Here is a 19,812-nt window from a genome sequence, read left to right on the forward strand (position 1 = left end):
GGGCGATTCCTACTTGGCGCGTCGCGCCTTGCTCTTGCGGCCGTCGGGCCACAGGCGCGGCTTCCTCTTCGCCGCGATGTCCTCGATCCAGCCGGTCGCGAGGATCATCGCCGCGATGAGGGGCCAGACCAGCACGAACATCCAGAACATGTACGAGGAGTCGAGGGCGGCCATGCCGCTCCCGCTCTCCAGGAAGGGGAGTCCGTACGCCAGGTCGATGATCGGGACGGTGGCCATGATCAGCAGGTTGTGCCACAGGTAGATCGTGACGGCCCGGTTGTTGGAGAGCGTGATCAGCCTGTCCCAACGGGCCAGCCCGCGCGGGAGTTCCTGCCACGAGGGCGAGTACTGGAGCAGGATCACCACGAACCCGAAGGACCAGGCCGCCTGGGCCAGCGGGATGTCGTTGAGGTCCCAGCCGTCCGGTCCCAGGTGCCCCGAGGCCCACCACAGGCCGAACGCCATGACGAGCACGGAGCAGGAGACCGCCGCGTAGCGGGGTATGCGCGCGAGCACCCCCTCCTGGTGGGCGAAGCCCAGCACCCAGCAGCTGCCGTAGACGGCGAAGTCGCTGACCGCGTTGCCGGTCTCGCCGGGTATGGAGACCACTCCGGTGCCCACCACCGCCGTCAGCGCCAGCGGCGCGAACAGGGTGACCCAGGGCGCTCTGCGGAACGCCCACAGCAGCAGCGGCGAGGCGATCACGAACCACAGGTACGCCCGCAGGTACCAGAGCACACCCGCGGCCTGGACCGCCCAGGTGTTCTCCAGCAGGCCGGACTTGGAGCCGATGTCCCAGGGGAACGGAGGCGCGCCGAGCGGGACGACGTAGTTGAGGAGTTCGACGACGCCCAGGGTGCCCCCGTGGTCGGGGTCGTCCAGCGGCTTCCAGCCGCCCGCGAACATCAGCGTCAGGACGACCGCGCCGAACAGCCACAGCGGCGGCAGCAGTCGCCGCACGCGGTCCCGGATCACGCCGAGGGGCGGACGCTTCAGCGAGCGCGCCATCAGCGAGCCCGCCAGGGCGAACATGACGCCCATGGACGGGAACACCACGGTGAGCCAGGCCCAGCCGAACAGGTGGTAGACGACCACCCGGACCAGGGCGATCGTGCGCAGCAGGTCGAGGTAGCGGTCGCGTCCCGGCCTCTTCGCGGCGGGCGGGCCGTCGGCCGCGGCCGTGGCCCCGGCCGTGGCGGACGGTTCCGGGAGGGTTCGCTCGGTCCGCTGCCGGGGGACGCCGAAAGCCGGCGTCCGCTCGGAACCCGCGTTCTTCCCGGTCGGGTAACCCTGGGTCATGCGACGGGCCTCCGGTCGTGGGTGCTGCCGGTGTGCTGACGCGGCGCAGGGCCGCCGGGCGCCTCGACGGCGCCGGTGCGGCGCAGCTTCTGCCAGCGCAGCCGGCCGCCGGTGAGGGCGGTGATCCAGGACTGGAGCAGCACGACGTACATGAGCTGGCGGTAGAGGATCTGCTGGAGGGGCAGCGAGATCAGGTGGGTCATGCGTTCGCGGTCGAGCCGGAAGGCGTAGGCCGCGCAGACCGCCTGGACGGCGAGGACGCCCAGCCAGGCCACGATCGTCCTCTGGGTGGGGCCGAAGACCACTCCGTAGAGGAGGAAGACGTCGATGAGCGGGGCCAACAGCGGGGCCAGGACCATGAACAGCGAGACGAACGGCAGACCCACGCGGCCGAACCGGCCGGACGGGCCACGCTCGAAGACCGCCCGGCGGTGCTTCCAGATCGCCTGCATGGTGCCGTACGACCAGCGGTAGCGCTGGGACCACAGCTGCTGCACGGTCTCCGGGGCCTCGGTCCAGGCCCGGGCCTTCTCCGCGTACACCACCTTCCAGTTGTCGCGGTGCATGGCCATGGTGATGTCGGTGTCCTCGGCGAGCGTGTCGTCGCTCATGCCGCCCACCCGCTCCAGGGCCGAACGGCGGAAGGCGCCGACCGCGCCGGGGATGGTGGGCATGCAGCCCAGGACGTCGTACATCCGGCGGTCGAGGTTGAAGCCCATCACGTACTCGATGTGCTGCCAGGCGCCGATCAGCGAGTCCCGGTTGCCGACCTTGGCGTTGCCGGCCACGGCGCCGACCTTCGGGTCGCCGAAGGGCTGCACCAGTTCGCGGACGGTGGACGGCTCGAAGACCGTGTCGCCGTCCATCATCACGATGAGGTCGTACCGGGCGTTGGCGATGCCCCGGTTGAGGGCCGCGGGCTTGCCGGCGTTGTGCTGGCGGACGACCCGGACGTTCGGCAGGCCCATGTCCTCGACGATCCGCGCGGTGCCGTCGGAGGAGCCGTCGTCGATGACGAGCACCTCGATGGGGTGCTCACTCGCCATCAGCGAGCGGACGGTGTTCTCGATGCACTTGGCCTCGTTGTAGGCCGGGACCAGCACCGAGACCGGTTCGGTGACCGGCGGGCCCCAGTCGAATCCGGGCCGGCGCACCCTGCGGGCGTGCAGGGCGGACAGCACCAGCATGAGCCCGAACCGGCTGATGACCAGGACGCCGATCACCGCGAGGCCGACCATCAGCACCCCGGTGACGTTCTCGGCGGCCTGGACCAGGAAGATCCACGCGTTGCCCTTCCACAGGTCGAGGCCGGTGACCGGGGTGTGTGCGCTGGGCGCGCCGAGGGCGGCGGTGAGGTTCTCGAACTCGTAGCCCCGGGACTGCAGCTCGGGCAGGAACCGGTCCAGCGCCTGGACCGTCTGGTGGCGGTCGCCGCCGGAGTCGTGCATCAGGACGATCGCGCCCTTGCCGCCCTTGGGGGTGGCGCGCCTGATGATCTCCTCGACGCCGGGCTTCTTCCAGTCCTCGCTGTCGGTGTTGTTGACGACGGTCAGGTAGCCGAGTGAGCCGATGTACTCGGTGACCGGCCAGGACTTGTCGTCCATCGCGTCGGCGAAGGACGAGTACGGCGGGCGGAACAGCGAGGTGCGGATGCCCGCCGCGCCGGCCAGGGCGAGCTGGTTCTGGGACAACTCCCAGGAGATACGTTTCTTCGACTGGAAGGACAGGTCGGGGTGGTTGAAGGTGTGCAGGCCGACCTCGTGGCCCTCGTCGACCATGCGCTGGACCAGGTCCGGGTAGCGGGAGGCCATGGTGCCGGTGACGAAGAAGACGGCGTGCGCGTGGTGCTTCTTGAGGACGTCCAGCACCTTGGGGGTCCAGACCGGGTCGGGACCGTCGTCGAAGGTCAGGACCAGCCGGTGGTCGGGCACCTCACGGCTGGTGCTGCGGCCGCCGCGGCTGTCGATGACCGGGCCGCCGTCCAGGATCTCGTCGGGCACCTTGTCGACGGCCGCCTCGGGCTGGATGCGGTGGTCGGCGAGGATCTCGCTGTGGACGTAACCGCGCACCATCAGCATCGCCATCATGGCGACGAGGACGAGGCTGGGCAGCATCAGGCGCATCGGTACGCGGCGGCGGCGGGCGGCGCTGTCACGGGCCGCGACTGCGGCCCTGCGACGGCGGGCGGGGAATGCCATCGGAAGGTGTGCTCCAGAAAGGGACCGGATGGGACCGGAAGGGAAGTGAGCGGGGCTGCGCGGAGGAGGTGTCAGCCGACGGACGCGGAGTTCGCCTCGCCGAGGATCTCGCCCGTCAGGCCGGTGTCGTCGACGGCGCTGGGCGAGGCGCTCGCACCGCCGTCGGGCTGGCTCGCCTCGGGCGAGGCGACCGCGGAGTCCGATACCGCGGGGCTGGACGCGGTCGCCGTGGCGACGGGGTTCACGGGCTTCGTCCCGGTGGACGCCTCGGGCAGCGCGGACGCCGCCGGCCGACCGGCGCTCGCGGTGGCGCCGGGCGCGTCGGTCACGCCGTCGCCCGTGGACGACACCGACGCCGCGGAATCCGACGAGCCGGTCTTCGGGGCGGCGCTGTCCGAGCCCGAGGGGCTCGCCGAGGCCGAGGGCACGGACGAGGTCTCGACCTGCCCGACGGGCGTGTCGTCGCCCAGGCCCGGCAGCGGCAGCCAGGGGGCGCTGGAGTTGCCGGAGACGAGGGTGCCGACGATGACCAGGGCGTACACGGCGCAGACGACGCCGACGGCCACGCCGAGCAGCCGCAACCGGCGGCTTCGACGGCCCGACTCGTCGACGAAGACGGGCGTGCCGGCGCCCTCCTGGGAGTCGAGCCGGTTTCCGGAGGCGCCGGCCGCGGACACCGGGTCGATGCCCCCGAGCCGCACGGTCAGTTCGTCCGCGTCATGGAGGGGCTCGGCCGCGCCGACGTCCGTGAAGGCCGGGTACACCGCGGTGCCGGCGGGCAGGGGGGCCGCCGCCTCGGTGCGCGCGGAACCGGGTTCCTTCGCGGCCTCCCAGAAGCTCCCGGCCCGTACCGCTCTCGCCTGAATGCCGGTTCGGCGCCCGGCGAAGAGGGTGCCCTCGGGCCCGGATGTATCGTCCGACCCTTCAGGTTGGGCGTCATCCAGCCAACGTTCCACTTACCCATCCCCCACGAGACTGCTGCGGGGTGCGCAGACGATGCCAGGCACACGCCGACCGGACCAAGCCCCCACCTGGTCCGAGCGCCCCCCGAATAGTTGATGCTTGGACGGTGACTATAACTCACCTAGTGAAAGCGTGAAATTTGTGTCAGAAGTGTGAAGAAGACGGTCTGCTAACGGTGACTGAAAACAATCCTCGCACAACCGTCCGGTACGGATGCAGACCCATCTCACAAGGCGGACGACATGCACAGGTGGGGCATGGACGACCGATCGGGAATTCGGGTCATCCGGCGCTTGTCGCGCCATAAAAGCGGAACACCGGCGGCGGGCGCTCAGCGGGTGCGCAGTCCCCGCGCCGTCAGGGCGAGGCTGATCTCCACCAGGTCGGTCGGCCGGGACAGGGAACGGCCCGTCAGCTGCTCGTAGCGGCGCAGCCGGTTGAGAACCGTGTTGCGGTGGCAGTACAACCGCTCCCCCGCCCGCTGGGCGGAGCCGTCGCAGGCGAGCCAGGCGGCCAGGGTGTCGAGCAGCACGGCCTCGTCGGCGGGTTCCAGACCGCTCAGCGGTCCGAGCACCCGCTCGACCAGCGCCGCACCCAGGTCGGGCGTGGAGACCACCAGTGCGGCCGGGAGGTGCTCGGTCAGCCGGATCGTGCCGCCGGTCAGCGGGCACATGCCCAGCGCGATGTCCGCGAGGCGGCGGGCGTCCCCGACCGCGGCCAGTCCCGACACCGCTGTGCTGACCCCGGTCCGCGCGCTGCCGAAGACCGGCGGGACGGCGGTCGACGGCACAACGGTCGGCGGGACGGCGGCGGGTGGGACGGCGGCGGGCGAGACAGCGGTCGACGGGGCCTGCCGCAGGCCGGCGTCCCGACCACCGGCCCCGCCCACGCCCTCGCTCTCGCCCTCGGCTTCGTTCAGCAGGACGATGCCGTAGTCCACCTCCGCCCCCGTGTGCCAGTACACGCGCCTGCCCCGGCCGTGGGCGGCCCGCGCCCCGGCGCCGTCGGAAGGACAGCCGGCCGTCACCGCCACGACGACGTACCGGCCCTCCTCGGGGAGGTCCAGGGCGTGGGCGGTATCGGGCAGGTCCGCGATCCGGCTGGCGCCGTCGAGCAGGCCGCCGGCCAGCACCCGCAGCCGGTTCTCGCGCCGCCAGGCGAGCTGCCGTTCGACCTGCCGGTAGGCGTCCGCGACGAGGGTGCAGTGCTCGTCGACGAAGTTCCACACGTCGGTGGCGATGTGCACGAGCAGCCGCACGTCCTCGGGAGCGGTGCGGCAGGTCTCCTCGATCAGGCCCTGCCACACCAGGGACCCGCCCAGCCGGAACGCGTGCAGCACGGCGTCCAGTGGAAGGCCCTGTTCCGCGCGGGTCGCGCCGATCTTCCACGAGCACCGGCGGGCCGCGTCGCGGCTGCCGCGCGGGTCGATCAGCGAGGACACGCTGTGCCGCAGCGAGCGGTGCACCTCCTGCCAGATGGCGACGGGATCGCTCGTCACGGCCGCGCGGTAGGCGGGCTCCTGGTCCTGGAGCGCGGCCACCAGCCGGTCGGTGAGGTCGGGCAGATCCGCCAGGAGCACCCGGGCGGCTCGATGCAGGACCCGGAGGGCGTCGGCGTCGATCAGCGACCGGACGGGCTGCGGATGCGGCCGGGGTCCGGGCGCGGCCGGCACGCCGGGCGCGGGGCGGAACACGGTCCGTGACCGTAGGGCCTGATGCATCGCGGTCCTCCCCCGGGGCAGTGTCCAGCCGTCCGACTCGTCCTGCCACGAAGGATGGCATACCGTCCGGTCGGTCCCTAGGGGTGTGCACCATTGTTTTCGGTCCGATCAACCCTCCTGTCCGGCCTTCTCGACCATGCGCACCAGTTCGACGCGGGAGCGCACCCCCAGCACCGCGAAGACCTTCCGCAGGTGGTAGTCGACGGTTCGGGTGCTGACCGAGAGGGTCAGCGCCACCTCCCGGTTGGTGGCGCCCTCGGCGACGCACCGGGCGATCCGCAGCTGCTGCGGCGTCAGTCCGCCCAGCCCCGCAGCCCGCACTCCGCCGCCCGGCGCCACGCCGCCGGCCCGCAGTTCGGCGCGGGCTTGGTCCGCCCAGGCCCGCGCGCCGCAGCGTTCGAACCCGACCAGGGCGGCGCCGAGACGGTCGCGGGCCTCGCTCAGCCGGCGGCGCCTGCGCAGCCACTTGCCGTGCAGCAGTTCGGTGCGGGCGCGTTCGAAGACGCCGCCGACGGCCGCGTCGTGCTGGTCGAGCGCGTGCCGGTACAGGGCGTCGGGCCGGTCCGCCGGGGCCAGCAACGCGCGGCAGCGCGTCAGCTGGGCGGGGGCCTGGGGGTCGGCGCCGAATTCGGCCCACCGGGCGAACTCCTCGACGACCTCGGTGACGCCGTCGTCGGCCCGTCCGATGGAGGCGGCGGCCTCCACGAAGCAGGGCACGGCGAGCATCCACACCGCGAAGTGCCCCCTGCGCGGCCCCGGACGCACGAGCGGCCCGAGCCGGTCCGCGGCCTCCCGGGGGCGCCCGCGGGCGAGGTCGGCGCGGGCCGCCGCCCACTCCGCCAGCGTCGCCGCCTGGACGAGGCCGTGCCGCAGGGCCGTGGCCAGCGCCGCGTCCGCGTGGGCGGCGACCTCCTGCGGAGTGCCCTCGATCGACGCGGCGAGGGCGAGTACCGCGTGGTGGTGGGCGGCCGTGTTGCGCTGCCCGGTCCGGTGCGCGGCCCGCAGTCCCTCCTCCGCGTGGGTCCTGGCCAGCACGTGCCGTCCGGCCCGCAGTTCGGCGTAGGCGAGGTACTCGCGGGCCGGCGCGAGGGCCGCGGCGGTCCCGAGGGCACGGGCGGCGGCCAGGGCCCGTGCCCCGGCGCGGCGGGCGGCGGCCAGGTCGCCCAGCAGCAGCGCGGCGGCGGCCGCGCGCAGCGCCGTGTCCGGCTCGTCGGCGGCAGCCGCGCCCGCCCCGGCGCCCGCCGCCTCCGCGTCCGCGTCCGCCACCAGCCGCCGCAAAGGCACCGCCGCCTGCGCGAACCGCCCTTCGAGCAGAGCCCGCAAGCCGGTGCCGTAGCAACACGGCGCGGCGGCACCGCCCACACTCGCCGCCACGCTCCTGGGCGCGGGCCCGCCCCGGGCTCCGGACCGGTCCGTCGGAAGGTCCCCGAGCGGCCCGGTGTCGGGCCGCGCGTCGGTGCCCGGGGGGCCGTCCCCGGTGCTCAGCAGGTGGAGGCATCCCTGGGCGTCGCCCGCGGCCCAGGCGGCGTCCACCGCGGACAGGAGGGCCGACTGTGCCTGTCGGGGGGACGACCCTGCGAGCAGCCGGGCCGCCAGAAGCAGGGATGCGCGGGCCTCGTCGACCGCGCCGTCGTACAGGACCGTGGTGCCGCGCACCAGCTCGACACGGCCGCGCAGCGCCGCGGGCACCGCGCTGTCCCGGGCCCTGTCGAGGAGCCGCAGGGCCCGGTGCGTGCGTCCGCCGAGCAGGGCCTGCTCGGCCGCGGCCGTATACCACTCGGCGCGCCGCGTGCCGTCCTCGGCCAGTCCGGCGGCGTGGGTGTACGCCGCGCACCGCAGGCTTCGCGGGTGCGCCGGGTCGTCGGCGGCCGCGGCCAGTTCGGTCGCCGTCCCGGGCCGGGGCACCGCAGGCACGGCGGGCACGGCGGCGGACCGCGCCCGGTGCAGCAGGACGTGCAGACCGGCGGCTCCCGCGTCCTCCAGCGCCCGGGCCAGCGCGCGGTGCGCGGCACGGCGCCGCTCGGGTCGCGCCCCCGCGTACACGGCGCGGCGCAGCAGATCGCTGTGGAACCCGACCTCGCCGTCGACCCGGACGAGCACGTCGGGCAGCGGATCGAAGGGCGGCGCGGGCCCCACGCCGGCGGTCGTCCCCCGCAGGTGCTCCGCTCCCCGCCGGGCGAGTGCCAGGCCGATCCGGGCGCGTTCCGAAAGTTCCGTACCTACCGCGCCTACCGTGCCTTCCCTGTCGTCCGCGTCCTGTACGGCCGCCGCGACCGTCAGCAGCAGGTCCTCCTGCGCGGAGGTGAACCCTGTCAGGAAGCCGCCGGCCAGGCCGGTCAGGAGCTCGGCGTCGGCCGGCGGACCGGGCAGCCTCAGATGACCGCGGATCTGGGCGGGCGACAGCCGCCGGACCATGGCCAGCAGCAGGGCCGGACTGCCCTCGGCCGCGTCCACCAGGTCGTCGCGCACGGCGCGGTCGAGAGTCCCGCCCGTCGCCTCGTCCAGAAGCGCGGCCGCCTCCGCCGGGGAGAGCGGATCGACGTGGACCACCGGCAAGGCGGCGAACTCCCGGTCGACGGGGCGGTGTCCGGACACGCTCAGCAGCACGCTCACCCGGCCGTTCCCGCGCAGCTGCTCGGCCGCGCGGCCCACCGCGGCCCTGGTGAGCGCGTCCCACCGATGCGCGTCGTCGACGCACACCAGCAGTGGCCTACCGGCGGAGGCGGTCCGCAAGGCGTCGAGGAGTACCGCGCAGGGCGGGCCGGCGTCGGACCACGGGCCCGCCGGTGCGCCGAGGGCGCCCAGCAGCGCGCGTAAACCCCCGAGAGGTACGGCCGACGCCACCCGGTCGGCCCGCACACCGACGACGAACGCGGCCGGGCACGAGCGGGCGGCGCGGGCCAGGAACGCCGTGCGGCCGCAACCGGGTTCACCGGTCACCACCCGCACACCGCCGCCGGCGGTCGTCTGTCCGGTCATTCCCGTGACGTTACGTACGGGTAACGGGTGGCGGAAGCCGTGCGACCGGGCCGGCGACGAGGGCGACGCGGGCCGTTCGGGGCCTGTCACCAGTGGGTTCGTGCGCAGCGGGCGTGGCACACCTTGTGCCGGGTCCCAACGGCCGTCGCCGCGCCGCGTGCACGGGCACAGCGACGGCGGCCCCGTTCTCCTCACGGTGTCTCAGGACGTGTGCGGGCAGTTGCCCCGGTACTCGTCGATCGTCGTGCTCGGCCGGGGCAGCGGGCACAGGAACTGCTCGTAGCGCGTGTCGTTGTCGATGAAGCGCTTCAGCCATGAGATGCCGTACTTCGCGATCGTCGTGTTCGACGAGTTCGGGGTGAAGTGGGTGGCGTTGTTCAGCTCCAGGTAGGCGCGGTCCAGGGAGGACGGCAGGCTGGAGTAGAACGGCTCGGCGTGGCTCGCGACGGGGGCGACCGTGTCGCCGTCGGCGCCGACGATCAGCGTCGGGGTGACGACCTCGGGCCAGGACTTGTCGAGGTTCCACGGCGTGAGCGGGATCGCGGCCTGGAGCGAGGGCCGCGCCTTGGCGGCCTCCAGGCTGCCCCCGCCGCCCATCGAGTGGCCCACGACGCCGAGCCGGCCGCTGTCGACGCGGGTACGGACGGAGCTGACCTGCGTGAGGTGGTCCAGGGCCGCGAGCAGCTGACGGCCACGGGAGTCGGGCTGGTCCAGCGTGGTGAGGGTGTCGATGGTGAAGACCACGAAGCCCTGGGACGCCAGCCGCGGGCCCAGCCAGGCGATGGACGACTGGGTGGCGGTGTAGCCGGGTGAGACGGCGATCGCGCCGAACGTGCCGTCGCCGGTGCTGGTCGGGTAGTAGATCGTGCCGCCGCCGAAGCCGGTGACGCTGAGCGAGGACACGGTGGTCTGGGAGACCGCGTACGGGCCGCGCAGCGCCTCGATGCTCGCGGTGGTCGGCGCCGGTCCCCGCTCGTAGGGGTTGTCCGCCGCCTGCGCGCCGGGACCGCTGACCGTGGTGAGTCCGACGACGGCGGCGACCGCCGCAGCGAGCCGGGCGAGCTGTCCTGACCTGCGGTGGGGGGAGCCGGTGGCGGGGCGGTGGGCCGCACCGGGGCGCACGTGATGCTGCACGACGAGTCGTCCTCTCGGTCGGGCGGGCCCCGAGGGGCGCCGCCGCTGGGCTGGCGGTGCCACTGTCGGGTCGGGACCGGCGCGCGGGGATCGGCGATGTCACCGGTCTCGTGGACATCGGTCTCGTGGACATCGGGCTTGTGGGCGCCGGGCCTGTGGGCGCCGATCTCGTGACTTTCCACCGGAGGAACCTGGGGGACGGGCCCGGTGCGGCCCGTACCGCGGCCCGTGACGCCTATCGTCGGCGGGGAGCACACGGGGTGCGTCGTGGGGACGAGGGCGGGAGCGTCGGACGATGAACGAGGAGGATCCGGCCCCGCGGGAGGCCGCCGCGACCCTGCGGTCCCTGCTGGCCTTCGAGGACGGCAACGCCGTGCGGCTGCTGTGCGCGCCCGCCGCACCCGACACCGTCGTCCGGCGGATCGCGGTCGGCCTGGACGAGCTCGACGACTTCGACGACCCCTACGACCCCGAAGACCTCGACATCCCGGACGGTCCCGACGGTCCGGACGGACGGGAGCCTGGTCCGAGCCCGGGTCCGGGCCGTCCGGCGGGCGCGGGCGTCCTGCTGCTGGCCGTGGGCGCCGCCTCGGACGCCGGTACCGTGCGGGAGGCCGCCCGGCGGGGCGCCTGTGCCGTAGTGCTGGGCGCCCCGGGCGCGAAAGCCATCGATCAGCAGGTCACCGGTTCACAGGACTCCGGTTCACAGGTCACCGGTCCGGTGGAGGCGGCCCGGGAGACCGGCGTCGCCCTGCTCACCCGCGCCGAGGGCACCGGCTGGGCCGAGGCCGCCGCGCTGCTGCGGTCGGCGCTCTCCTACGTCCAGGCCGGTCGGGCCGAAGACGCCGAGGCGCTCCGGGGCCCGGAGACGGCGCCGTCCCTCGCGGTCCTGGCGGCGCGGGTCGCGGCGTACGTGAAGGGGTCGATCACCATCGAGGACACGCGGTTGCGGGTTCTGGCCCACTCCGCCACCGGTCCCGGCGCCGACCCGCTGCGCCGGACCGTCATCCTCGGCGGCCGGGTGCCCGACTGGCGGGTAGCCGAGCTGCGACGCAGCGGCCTGTTGCGCGCCCTGTGGACCTCCGAGGACGTCATCCACCGGCCCGCCGACGGCGACAGCCCGGAGCGGCTGGTCGTCGCCGTGCGCAGCGGGCGGGAGGTTCTCGGCTCGATCTGGGCCGCCTCGGACGGCGCCGCCCTGGCCCCGGACGCCGCCCGTCATCTGCGGACGGCCGCCGGGCTCGCCGCTCCGCTGCTGGTGCGCGAGCGGCTGAGCGAGAGCGGTACGGCGCACCGCCGGGAGGCCGCGCTGCGCGGTCTGCTGCACGGTCTCGGGGACCGGCGTACGCACGCCTGGTCGCTGGGGCTGTCCCCGGACGCGCCGTGCGCGGTGGTGGTGGCCGAGCGGCGGTCCGGCACACGGTCGGACGACCGGGCCCTGGACGTCCTCGCCCTGGAGATCTCCGCGCACCGTCCCGGCACCGGGATCCTGCGGGACGGCGACCGGCTCGCGCTGTTCCTCACCGGGGACGCCCCGGCGGCGGACCATGCGGCGGCCGTGCTCGGCGTCGTGCGCGAACTGGACGCGGTCGTGACGTCGTTGCCGGGTTCTCCTGCGGTGTGGCTGGGGGTCGGCCCCGTCGTCACTCCGGAGCGGGCCGACCTGTCGTACGGGCGGGCCGGGCTCGTCGTCCGGGCCCTGCGGGAGCGGGAGGCGCGGGCGTCGGCCGCCGGACGGCCCCGGCCACCACGGCACGCCGACGCGGCCGGGGCGGGCGCGGCGCTGGAGGTGCTGCGGATCCTGGACGCGGCGCGTCCGGTGTGGGAGTCCGGGGGCGGTCCGGTCCACGACCTGGTCCGCATGGACCTCGCCGCGGGCGGTGAATTGGTACGGACCCTGGCGGCGTACTTCGACGCGGGGGGCGACGTATCCGAGGCGGCCCGTCGCCTGGTCGTGCACGCCAACACGCTCCGTTATCGCCTGGGCCGGGTCCGGGAGCGGTACGGCGTGGACCTCGACGATCCCGACACCCGGCTGCTGCTGACCCTCGCGGCCCGGCTGGTCCCGCCCGAGGGGACCTGAGCGCTCGGGTGCTCGAGGGCCCGAGGGCTCGAGGGCCCGGTTCCGGCTGTCCCGCTGTCCGGCTGTCCGGCTGTCCGGCTGTCCGAGGACACAAAGGTTCCGCTTGTCTTTGGCCCGGTCTCCAAAGACGTGCGTCCTGCGCGGGAGGAGTCTGGAGGTGTCACCCGACCGCGTGACACCCTTCCTCGCCCGAAGGAGACGAGCACGTGCTGCTCCCCACCGAGAACCAGCGGACCGACCAGCCGACCGACGACTCTCCCCTCGCCCTCGCCGTCCGGCAGGCCGTCGCCGACGGGCTGCTCGGCGAGGACCGGCCGCTGGCCGGCTTCGTCGACGTGCGGGGCGTGCGCGACAGCGTCGCCGGCCTGCACGAGGCGTTCGCTCAGGTACCGGACGTCCTGCACACCTTCGCCGCCAAGGCCTGTTCCCTGGTGCCCGTGCTGCGGCTGCTCGCCGACGCCGGCATGGGCTGCGAGGTGGCGAGCCCCGGCGAGCTGCGTCTGGCGCTGGACGCGGGGTTCGCCCCGGCGCGCATCGTGCTGGACTCGCCGGCGAAGACCCGCCGGGAGATCCGGGAGGCCCTCGCGCTGGGCGTCGCGCTCAACGCGGACAACCTCGACGAGCTGGACCGGATCGACGCCCTGCGCCCCGAGGACTGTGCCTCGGTGCTCGGTGTGCGAGTCAACCCGCAGGTCGGCGGCGGGTCGATCGGCGCGATGAGCACGGCGACCGCGCACTCCAAGTTCGGGGTGGCCCTGCGTGACCCGGGGGCCCGCACCCGCGTCGTCGAGGCCTTCGCGCGGCGGCCCTGGCTGACCCGGCTGCACGCGCACGTGGGCTCGCAGGGCTGCCCCCTGCCGCTGATCGCGGAGGGCCTGGCGCAGACGCACCTGCTCGCCGAGGAGATCAACGCGTACGTCGGCCGCCGCCAGGTGACCAGCCTCGACCTGGGCGGCGGGCTGCCGGTGAACTTCGCCGACGACACGGTCACGCCCACCTACGCGGAATACGTGGCCGCGCTGACCGCCGCCGAACCGGCGCTGCTCGACGGCCGCTACCAGGTGGTCACCGAGTTCGGCCGCTCCCTGATCGCGAAGAACGGCTTCACGGCCGCCGTCGTCGAGTACGTCAAGGACGCCGGTGGACGCCGGGTCGCGCTCACCCACGCCGGCGGGCAGATCGCCACCCGCACCGTCTTCATGCCGGAGGCCTGGCCGCTGCGGGTGTCCGCGTACGGCCCGGACGGCACGCCCAAGCGGACGCCCCTCGTCCGGCAGGACGTCGCCGGGCCGCTCTGCTTCGCCGGGGACGTCGTGGCGCACGACCGGCCGCTGCCCGCCCTCTCCGAGGGGGACCTGGTGGTGCTGCACGACACGGGCGGGTACTACTTCTCGGCGCACTGGTCGTACAACAGCCTGCCGAGGCCCGCCGTGTACGGCTACCGGTTCGAGGGCGGTCGGGTCGCGTTCGCCACGATCCGGTCCGCGCAGACCGTGCGGGAGATCTCCGCGGAGAGCGGTCTGGCCCAGGCGGACGCCCTGCTGACGGGTTTCGCCGCGCCGCCCCGGCCCTGACCCGCGCCCGGCAGGCATCAGCGGCCCGATTCTGAGCACTCGGCATCCCGTCGCCTGCCGAGGAGAGAACCGTGCTCTGGGTCGCCGTACTGCTGCTGCCGCTGCTGTCCGTGCTGCTGACGGTCATGGACCGGGTCGAGGAACGCCTGCTCGCGCCGGTCCGGGCCAAGCGGCGCCATGCCGGGCACCGACGGCATCTCCGCCTGATCCGGGGCACCACGGCCGCCCACGCGGTGGCGGACGGTTCCCGCTCGGACTCACGCTCGGCGGAGGCCCGGGCGGCCTGACGGCCCGGGGTACCGCCGGGGTGTCCCGGGCTGTCCCGGACGACGGCGGTGTGCGAGGCTCGCGGTCGGAGTCGGAGTCGGAGTCCCGGCGAGGACGTCACCCGTCACGTCGGTCGGCATCAGGGAGAGTCAGCGGTATGCGCATCGGTCTGCTCGGCACCGGCCCCTGGGCACAGATGGTGCACGCCCCCGTTCTGGAAGCGCACGACGCGCTCGACTTCGTCGGCGTCTGGGGCCGCCGCCCGGAGGCGGCGAAGGAACTCGCCGACCGGCACGGGACACGGGCCTACGACGACGTGGACGCCCTGCTCACGGACGTGGACGCGGTGGCCGTCGCACTGCCGCCGGACGTCCAGGCGCAGCTCGCGGTGCGGGCCGCCGGGGCCGCCTGTCATCTCCTGCTCGACAAGCCCGTCGCCGCGACGGTGGCGGGAGCGCGGGGCGTGGTCCGGGCCGTGCGGGAGGCCGGGGTCGCCTCGGTCGTCTTCTTCACCACCCGGTTCGGGCCCGAGGCCGGCGCCTGGATCGCCGAACAGGCCCGGGCCGGAGGATGGTTCACGGGGCACGCCCAGTGGCTGGGCGACGTGTTCCACGGCGCGGGGGACCACCCCTTCGCCACACCCTGGCGCGGCGAGAAGGGGGCGCTGTGGGACGTGGGTCCGCACGCGCTGTCCGTGCTGCTGCCGGTCCTCGGCGACGTCCGCCGGGTGGCGGCCGCGGCCCATGGTCCCCGGGACACCGTCCACGTGGTCCTGGACCATGTGGACGGCGCCTCCAGCACGGTGACGCTCAGTCTGACGGCCCCGCCCGCGGCCACGGGCGTGGGCTTGGAACTGCGCGGCACGGCCGGGGTGACGCGGCTCCCCCAGGGTGGCGGCGACGCCGCCGACGCCCTCACCCGGGCCGCGGACGAACTGCTCGCGTCGGCCCGTGCCGGCCGCCCCCACGCCTGCGACGCCGCGTTCGGGCTGCGCGTCACGGAGATCCTGGCCGACGCCGAGGCCCTGCTGACGGACGAAGCGCGCTGACGCACCGGCCCTCGCAGCCCCTGAATCCGGCCTGAACCCGGCCTGAACCCGGCCAGGACCCGCCAGGACACGCCAGGACACGGCGGGACACGGCGGGACACGGCGGGACCTGGCCCGGGGCTCGGTCGGCTGTCAGCCGAGCTCGAAGTTCACCCGCTCCCGCACGATCGGATAGCCGGCCTTCGCGAAGTGCGCCGCCATCGGGAAGTTCCCCTGGTCGGTGGCGGCTGCGACGAACTCGGCACCCCGCTCGACGAGATAGTGGGTGCACTCGGCGAGCAGGTCGTAGGCGTAGCCGTGACCCCGGTGGTCCGGCAGCACGCCGATGAAGCCGACGCAGGGCCCTGAGGGGTTGTGGGCCGGGATGTGGATGCCGGCCAGTTCTCCCTCAGGGGTCCGGGCGACCTGCCACCACTCGCGCGGCGACGGGCACCAGCGGAAGAAGTCGATCTCCTCCTGGGCGGCCCGGTCGAGGCCGCCCTCCCCGATGGCCTTGCGGGCGTGGACGTCGAGGGTGTCGGAGTGGATGCGGCGCAGGGCGTCGAAGAACACCGCGTCGTCCGGTTCGGGGGCGAAGCGCAGGCGGCCGGGGCGGTCCGGCAGTCCGCACTCGGGGGTCCAGCGGTACACGAAGCGTTCCACCAGCGGGGTGTGGCCGGCCGCGCGGGCGGCGGCGTGGCGGACCTCGGCGGCGGCCCGCATGGCGGGGTCGTCGCGCCAGCCGCCGGGCATGACCAGTTCCAGGCCGACCTGCCAGGGGGCGGTGCGCAGGAGTTCGGCCGCGGCCTCCTCCTCGCCGTCGGCGAAGTCGAACCAATGCACCACGAGCGGTTCGGTGTCCTCGGGCCCGCCCCACCAGACGGCGCGGGCGACGACCCGGCCGTCCCGCAGGGCGACGCGCTTCCAGTCGGGCCGGTAGGCGATCCTGCCGAAGGCGTCGGCGGCGCGCAGCGGGTCGGGCAGGGTGTCGAAGAGATGGGCGTCGCTCTCGTCGAGAGCGCGGATGACCAGATCGGTCACGGATTCCTCCGGGTCGCGTACGGCGTGGTGCGCTCCCGGGGCGTCGGACGAGGGTCAGACGCGGCACGCCGGGGTCACGGGGTGGGAGCGCGGGATGAATGCGGTTCGCATGGCGCTCGCCTCCTTCCGTGGGTGTCCGGGCGTGCGCTCACACGGTAGAGGACCCTCCTCGATCACGTCCACGGGTTTTTCGGCGTGCGCCCGCCGCGGCCACGGTGGAGCGTGGGGATGTGGGACGACTGGACGGGGAGCGGCGGGGCTGGCTGCGGGGCGCGCCGCCGCCGCGCTGGGTGCGGGCGCTGCCGCTCGTGCTGGCCGCGGGCGTCTGCGTCGCCACCCTGGTCAGTCCCGAGCCGCTGGACATCGGGTTCATGCTGGGCGCGATCCCGCCGCTGGCGGTGCTGTCGTACGGTCCGGCGGCGACCGCGCTGCTCGGCGCGGCCGTGATCGTGATGCTCAACCTGCCCGCGTTCCAGCTCGACCAGCCGGGCCAGACCGATGTGCTGACGGTGTCCTTCGTCGCGGTGCTGAGCGTGTTCGTGGCGTTCGTGCGCCGTCGCCGGGACGCCCAGCTGGACACCGAGCGCACGATCGCCGAGGCCGCCCAGAACGCCCTGGTGCCGCCGGTCCCCGAGCGGGTGGGTCCGGTGCGCTGCGCGGGTCTGTACCGGGCGGCGCAGCGCGGGACGCTGGTCGGCGGTGACTTCTTCGACGTCCGCACGAGCGAGCACGGGGTGCGGGCGGTGCTGGGCGACGTCCAGGGGCACGGGTTGGCGGCGGTGGCGACGGTGGCCTCGCTCCTGGGGGCGTTCCGGGAGGCGGTGCTCGACCAGCCGGACCTGGCGCGGGTCGCGGCCCGGCTGGACCGGCGGCTGACGGTCGACTCGGCGCGGGTCCGGCACGCCGAGCTGTTCGCGACGGCGGTCCTGCTGGAGTTCACGCCGGACGCGGACGCCGTGAGCGTGGTCGTCTGCGGGCATCCGCCGCCGGTGCTGCTGCGCGGGGGCACGGCCACGGAGCTGGACGTCGTCCCGTGGACGCCCCTGGGGCTCGGTCTCCCGGAGGGCGCCCCGCTCACCGCGCACGTCCTGCCGCTGCGCCCCGGCGACCGCCTCTTCCTGGCCTCCGACGGCGTCTCGGAGGCCAGAGACGCCGACGGAGTCTTCTACCCCCTGCTCGACCGGCTGCCCGCCCTCGCCGCCGACGCCGACCCGGCGGCGACGGCCGAACGGGTGTGGACGGACGTCCTGCGGCACTGCCCCGCCGTCCGCGACGACGTCACGATGCTCGTTCTCGAGCCGGTGGGTCGGGCGGACCGCTGAGGGTCTCCGCGTCGCCCTCGGTGTCGATGTGCGGCAGGATCCGGTCCAGCCAGTGCGGGGTCCACCAGGCGTGCGAGCCCAGCAGGGTCATGACGGCGGGCACCATGAGCAGCCGTACCACGGTGGCGTCGATCAGCACGCTGACGGCGAGGCCGAGGCCCAGCATCTTGACGACGATGTTGTCGCTGATGATGAACGCCGCGAACACGCTCACCATGATCAGGGCCGCGCAGGTGATGACCCGGGCGGTGATCTCCAGGGCGTGGGCGACCGAGTCCTTGGCGTCGCCGGTGCGCAGCCAGGCCTCGTGCACCCGGGACAGCAGGAAGATCTCGTAGTCCATGCTGAGGCCGAAGATGATCGCGAACATCATCATCGGCACATAGCTCTCGATGGGCACGTCTCCGTGCACGCCCAGCGCGGGCCCGCCCCAGCCCCACTGGAAGACGGCGACGACCACGCCGTACGAGGCGGTGATCGACAGGACGTTGAGGACGGCGGCCTTGACCGCGACGAGGAGGCCGCGGAACACGGCGAGGATGATCAGGAAGGCGAGCAGGACGACCACGCCGATGATCAGGGGCAGCCGGCTGGCGACGATGTCGCGGAAGTCGACCTGGGCGGCCGTGGTGCCGGTGACGTAGCCCTTGGCGTCGTAGCCGGAGACCGCGTCGGGGAGGGTGTCGTCGACGAGCCGGTTGGTCAGCTCGGTGGTGCTCGCGTCCTGCGGGGCCCGCTGGGAGTAGACGGTGGCGAGCAGCACGTCGCCGTCGCTGGTGGGCGTCAGCGGGGTGACCGTGGCCGCGCCGGACACCGCGCCCAGGGTCTTCTGCGCCTGGGTGGAGAGGTCGGAGCGCTTGTCGGAGGGGACGGACGTCTGGTCGATGACGACGGTGAGGGGGCCGTTGGAGCCGGGCCCGAAGGCGTCGGTCATCAGGTCGTAGGCCCGCCGGTCGGTGAAGGAGGTCGGGTCGGCGCCGTCGCCGATGTGGCCGAGCTGGATGGAGAAGACCGGGATGGCGAGGATCGCGATGACGGCCACGCCGGCGCCCAGGTACTGCCAGGGCCTGCGTTCGACGCGTTTGGCGTAGCGGTGCCAGGTGCCGTGCGGGACGGCGCCCGGTTCGGCGTCGGTCTCGGCGACCGGCTTGCGGACGTGGTAACGGTCGACGTGTCTGCCGATGAGCCCGAGGAGGGCCGGCACGAGGGTGAGGGCGCCGATGACTGCGGTGACGACGGTGACGGCGGCGGCGAGTCCGAGTTTGCCGATGAAGGACACCCCGGACGCGTACAGACCGAAGAGCGCGATGATCACGGTGGTGCCGGACACGAGCACGGCGCGGCCGCTGGTGGCGGCGGCGTGTCCGGCGGCCGCGACGGGATCGGCGCCGTCCATCAGGTTCTGCCGGTGCCGGGTGGTCAGGAAGAGGGCGTAGTCGATGCCGACGCCGAGTCCGATCATGGTGGCGAGGGTCGGCGAGACGGTCGCGAAGGTGAAGGCGGCGGCCAGCAGTCCGAGGCAGGCCAGTCCGCCGACCACGCTGATCAGGGCGGTGACCAGGGGCAGTCCGGCCGCGATGACGCTGCCGAAGCCGACGAGCAGGACGACGATGGCGACCGCGAAGCCGATCAGCTCGCTGATCCGGTCGTTCGCGGCGGGCCGGGCGAGTTCGCCGAGCGAACCGCCGTACTCGACGTCGGCGCCGGCCGCCCGCAGCGGCTGGACGGCTTTGTCGACGCCGGTCAGATAGTCGTCGCCGAGGGTGGAGGGCTGTACGTCGAAGCGGACGGTGACGTAGGCGGTCTTGCCGTCGCTCGACACCGGGCCGACCTTCGACGACGTCACGGAGAGCGGGTCCACGGCCGTGAGCACGTGGGGGAGCTTCTGGAGGTCGCCGACGGCCGTGGACAGCTGGGAACTCAGCGTGCTCACGGACTGGTCGTCGTGCAGGACGATCTGGCTGCTGTAGCCGCCGGCCTGCGGGTCGTGCGCCTTGAGCAGGTCCAGGCCCTCGGTGGACTGCACGCCCGGCAGCTGGAAGTTGTCCTCGTAGGTCCCGCCGACGGAGCGGTTGACCGCCTGGAGGGCCACGACGGCCACGATCCAGGCGACGATGACGATCACGAAGTGACGGGCGCACCAGGCGCCAAGCCTGCGCAGTCCCCCGTGGTGCGGGTTCCCGGCGGTGGGGGGTGCCATGGAGC

13 protein-coding genes are annotated in these 19,812 nt (G+C 74.0%); 5 read left to right on the forward strand and 8 right to left on the reverse strand.

Annotated features, from left to right (window positions below; genetic code table 11):
* Positions 1–9 precede the first annotated feature (9 nt).
* From ACIRPU_RS34590 to ACIRPU_RS34615, 6 genes are all read right to left on the reverse strand, one after another.
* Positions 10–1,299, reverse strand: a complete 1,290-nt coding sequence (locus ACIRPU_RS34590; protein ID WP_403874483.1) for an acyltransferase — start codon at positions 1,297–1,299, stop codon at positions 10–12.
* Positions 1,296–3,497, reverse strand: a complete 2,202-nt coding sequence (locus ACIRPU_RS34595) for a glycosyltransferase (protein ID WP_403874485.1) — start codon at positions 3,495–3,497, stop codon at positions 1,296–1,298. Before ACIRPU_RS34595 ends, ACIRPU_RS34590 begins: the two co-directional genes overlap by 4 nt.
* A gap of 71 nt (positions 3,498–3,568) precedes the next feature.
* A complete protein-coding gene (locus ACIRPU_RS34600; RefSeq protein WP_403874487.1) occupies positions 3,569–4,453 on the reverse strand; it encodes a hypothetical protein in 885 nt (294 codons plus the stop codon).
* Positions 4,454–4,791: 338 nt separating this feature from the next.
* Positions 4,792–6,180: a helix-turn-helix domain-containing protein gene (locus tag ACIRPU_RS34605; RefSeq protein WP_403874489.1), complete on the reverse strand. Its 1,389-nt coding sequence runs from the start codon at positions 6,178–6,180 to the stop codon at positions 4,792–4,794.
* A gap of 108 nt (positions 6,181–6,288) precedes the next feature.
* Positions 6,289–9,159: a LuxR C-terminal-related transcriptional regulator gene (locus ACIRPU_RS34610; protein ID WP_403874491.1), complete on the reverse strand. Its 2,871-nt coding sequence runs from the start codon at positions 9,157–9,159 to the stop codon at positions 6,289–6,291.
* 201 nt (positions 9,160–9,360) lie between these two features.
* A complete protein-coding gene (locus ACIRPU_RS34615; protein WP_403874549.1) occupies positions 9,361–10,281 on the reverse strand; it encodes an alpha/beta hydrolase family protein in 921 nt (306 codons plus the stop codon).
* A gap of 307 nt (positions 10,282–10,588) precedes the next feature.
* On the opposite strand from ACIRPU_RS34615, the gene ACIRPU_RS34620 reads away from it, so the two are divergent.
* From ACIRPU_RS34620 to ACIRPU_RS34635, 4 genes are all read left to right on the forward strand, one after another.
* Positions 10,589–12,376 (forward strand): PucR family transcriptional regulator, encoded by a 1,788-nt coding sequence (locus ACIRPU_RS34620; RefSeq protein ID WP_403874493.1) that lies wholly within the window; start codon positions 10,589–10,591, stop codon positions 12,374–12,376.
* A 209-nt stretch (positions 12,377–12,585) separates the two neighbouring features.
* Positions 12,586–13,950: a diaminopimelate decarboxylase gene (locus ACIRPU_RS34625; protein WP_403874551.1), complete on the forward strand. Its 1,365-nt coding sequence runs from the start codon at positions 12,586–12,588 to the stop codon at positions 13,948–13,950.
* A gap of 71 nt (positions 13,951–14,021) precedes the next feature.
* On the forward strand, positions 14,022–14,237 hold the full coding sequence (locus ACIRPU_RS34630) for a hypothetical protein (protein WP_403874495.1): 216 nt from the start codon (positions 14,022–14,024) through the stop codon (positions 14,235–14,237).
* A 137-nt stretch (positions 14,238–14,374) separates the two neighbouring features.
* The gene (locus ACIRPU_RS34635) at positions 14,375–15,265 is read left to right on the forward strand and encodes a Gfo/Idh/MocA family protein (RefSeq protein WP_403874497.1); all 891 of its coding nucleotides are present in this window, start codon (positions 14,375–14,377) and stop codon (positions 15,263–15,265) included.
* A 132-nt stretch (positions 15,266–15,397) separates the two neighbouring features.
* On the opposite strand, the gene ACIRPU_RS34640 is transcribed toward ACIRPU_RS34635, so the two are convergent.
* A complete protein-coding gene (locus ACIRPU_RS34640; RefSeq protein WP_403874499.1) occupies positions 15,398–16,285 on the reverse strand; it encodes a GNAT family N-acetyltransferase in 888 nt (295 codons plus the stop codon).
* A 230-nt stretch (positions 16,286–16,515) separates the two neighbouring features.
* Here ACIRPU_RS34640 and ACIRPU_RS34645 point away from each other — a divergent pair, with 230 nt between their 5' ends.
* Positions 16,516–17,607, forward strand: a complete 1,092-nt coding sequence (locus ACIRPU_RS34645) for a PP2C family protein-serine/threonine phosphatase (RefSeq protein ID WP_403874500.1) — start codon at positions 16,516–16,518, stop codon at positions 17,605–17,607.
* On the opposite strand, the gene ACIRPU_RS34650 is transcribed toward ACIRPU_RS34645, so the two are convergent.
* Positions 17,564–19,807: an MMPL family transporter gene (locus ACIRPU_RS34650; protein ID WP_403874501.1), complete on the reverse strand. Its 2,244-nt coding sequence runs from the start codon at positions 19,805–19,807 to the stop codon at positions 17,564–17,566. The genes ACIRPU_RS34645 and ACIRPU_RS34650 overlap by 44 nt on opposite strands.
* Positions 19,808–19,812 lie beyond the last annotated feature (5 nt).

The organism is Streptomyces sp. NPDC102259 (assembly GCF_044766465.1).
Taxonomy (GTDB): domain Bacteria; phylum Actinomycetota; class Actinomycetes; order Streptomycetales; family Streptomycetaceae; genus Streptomyces.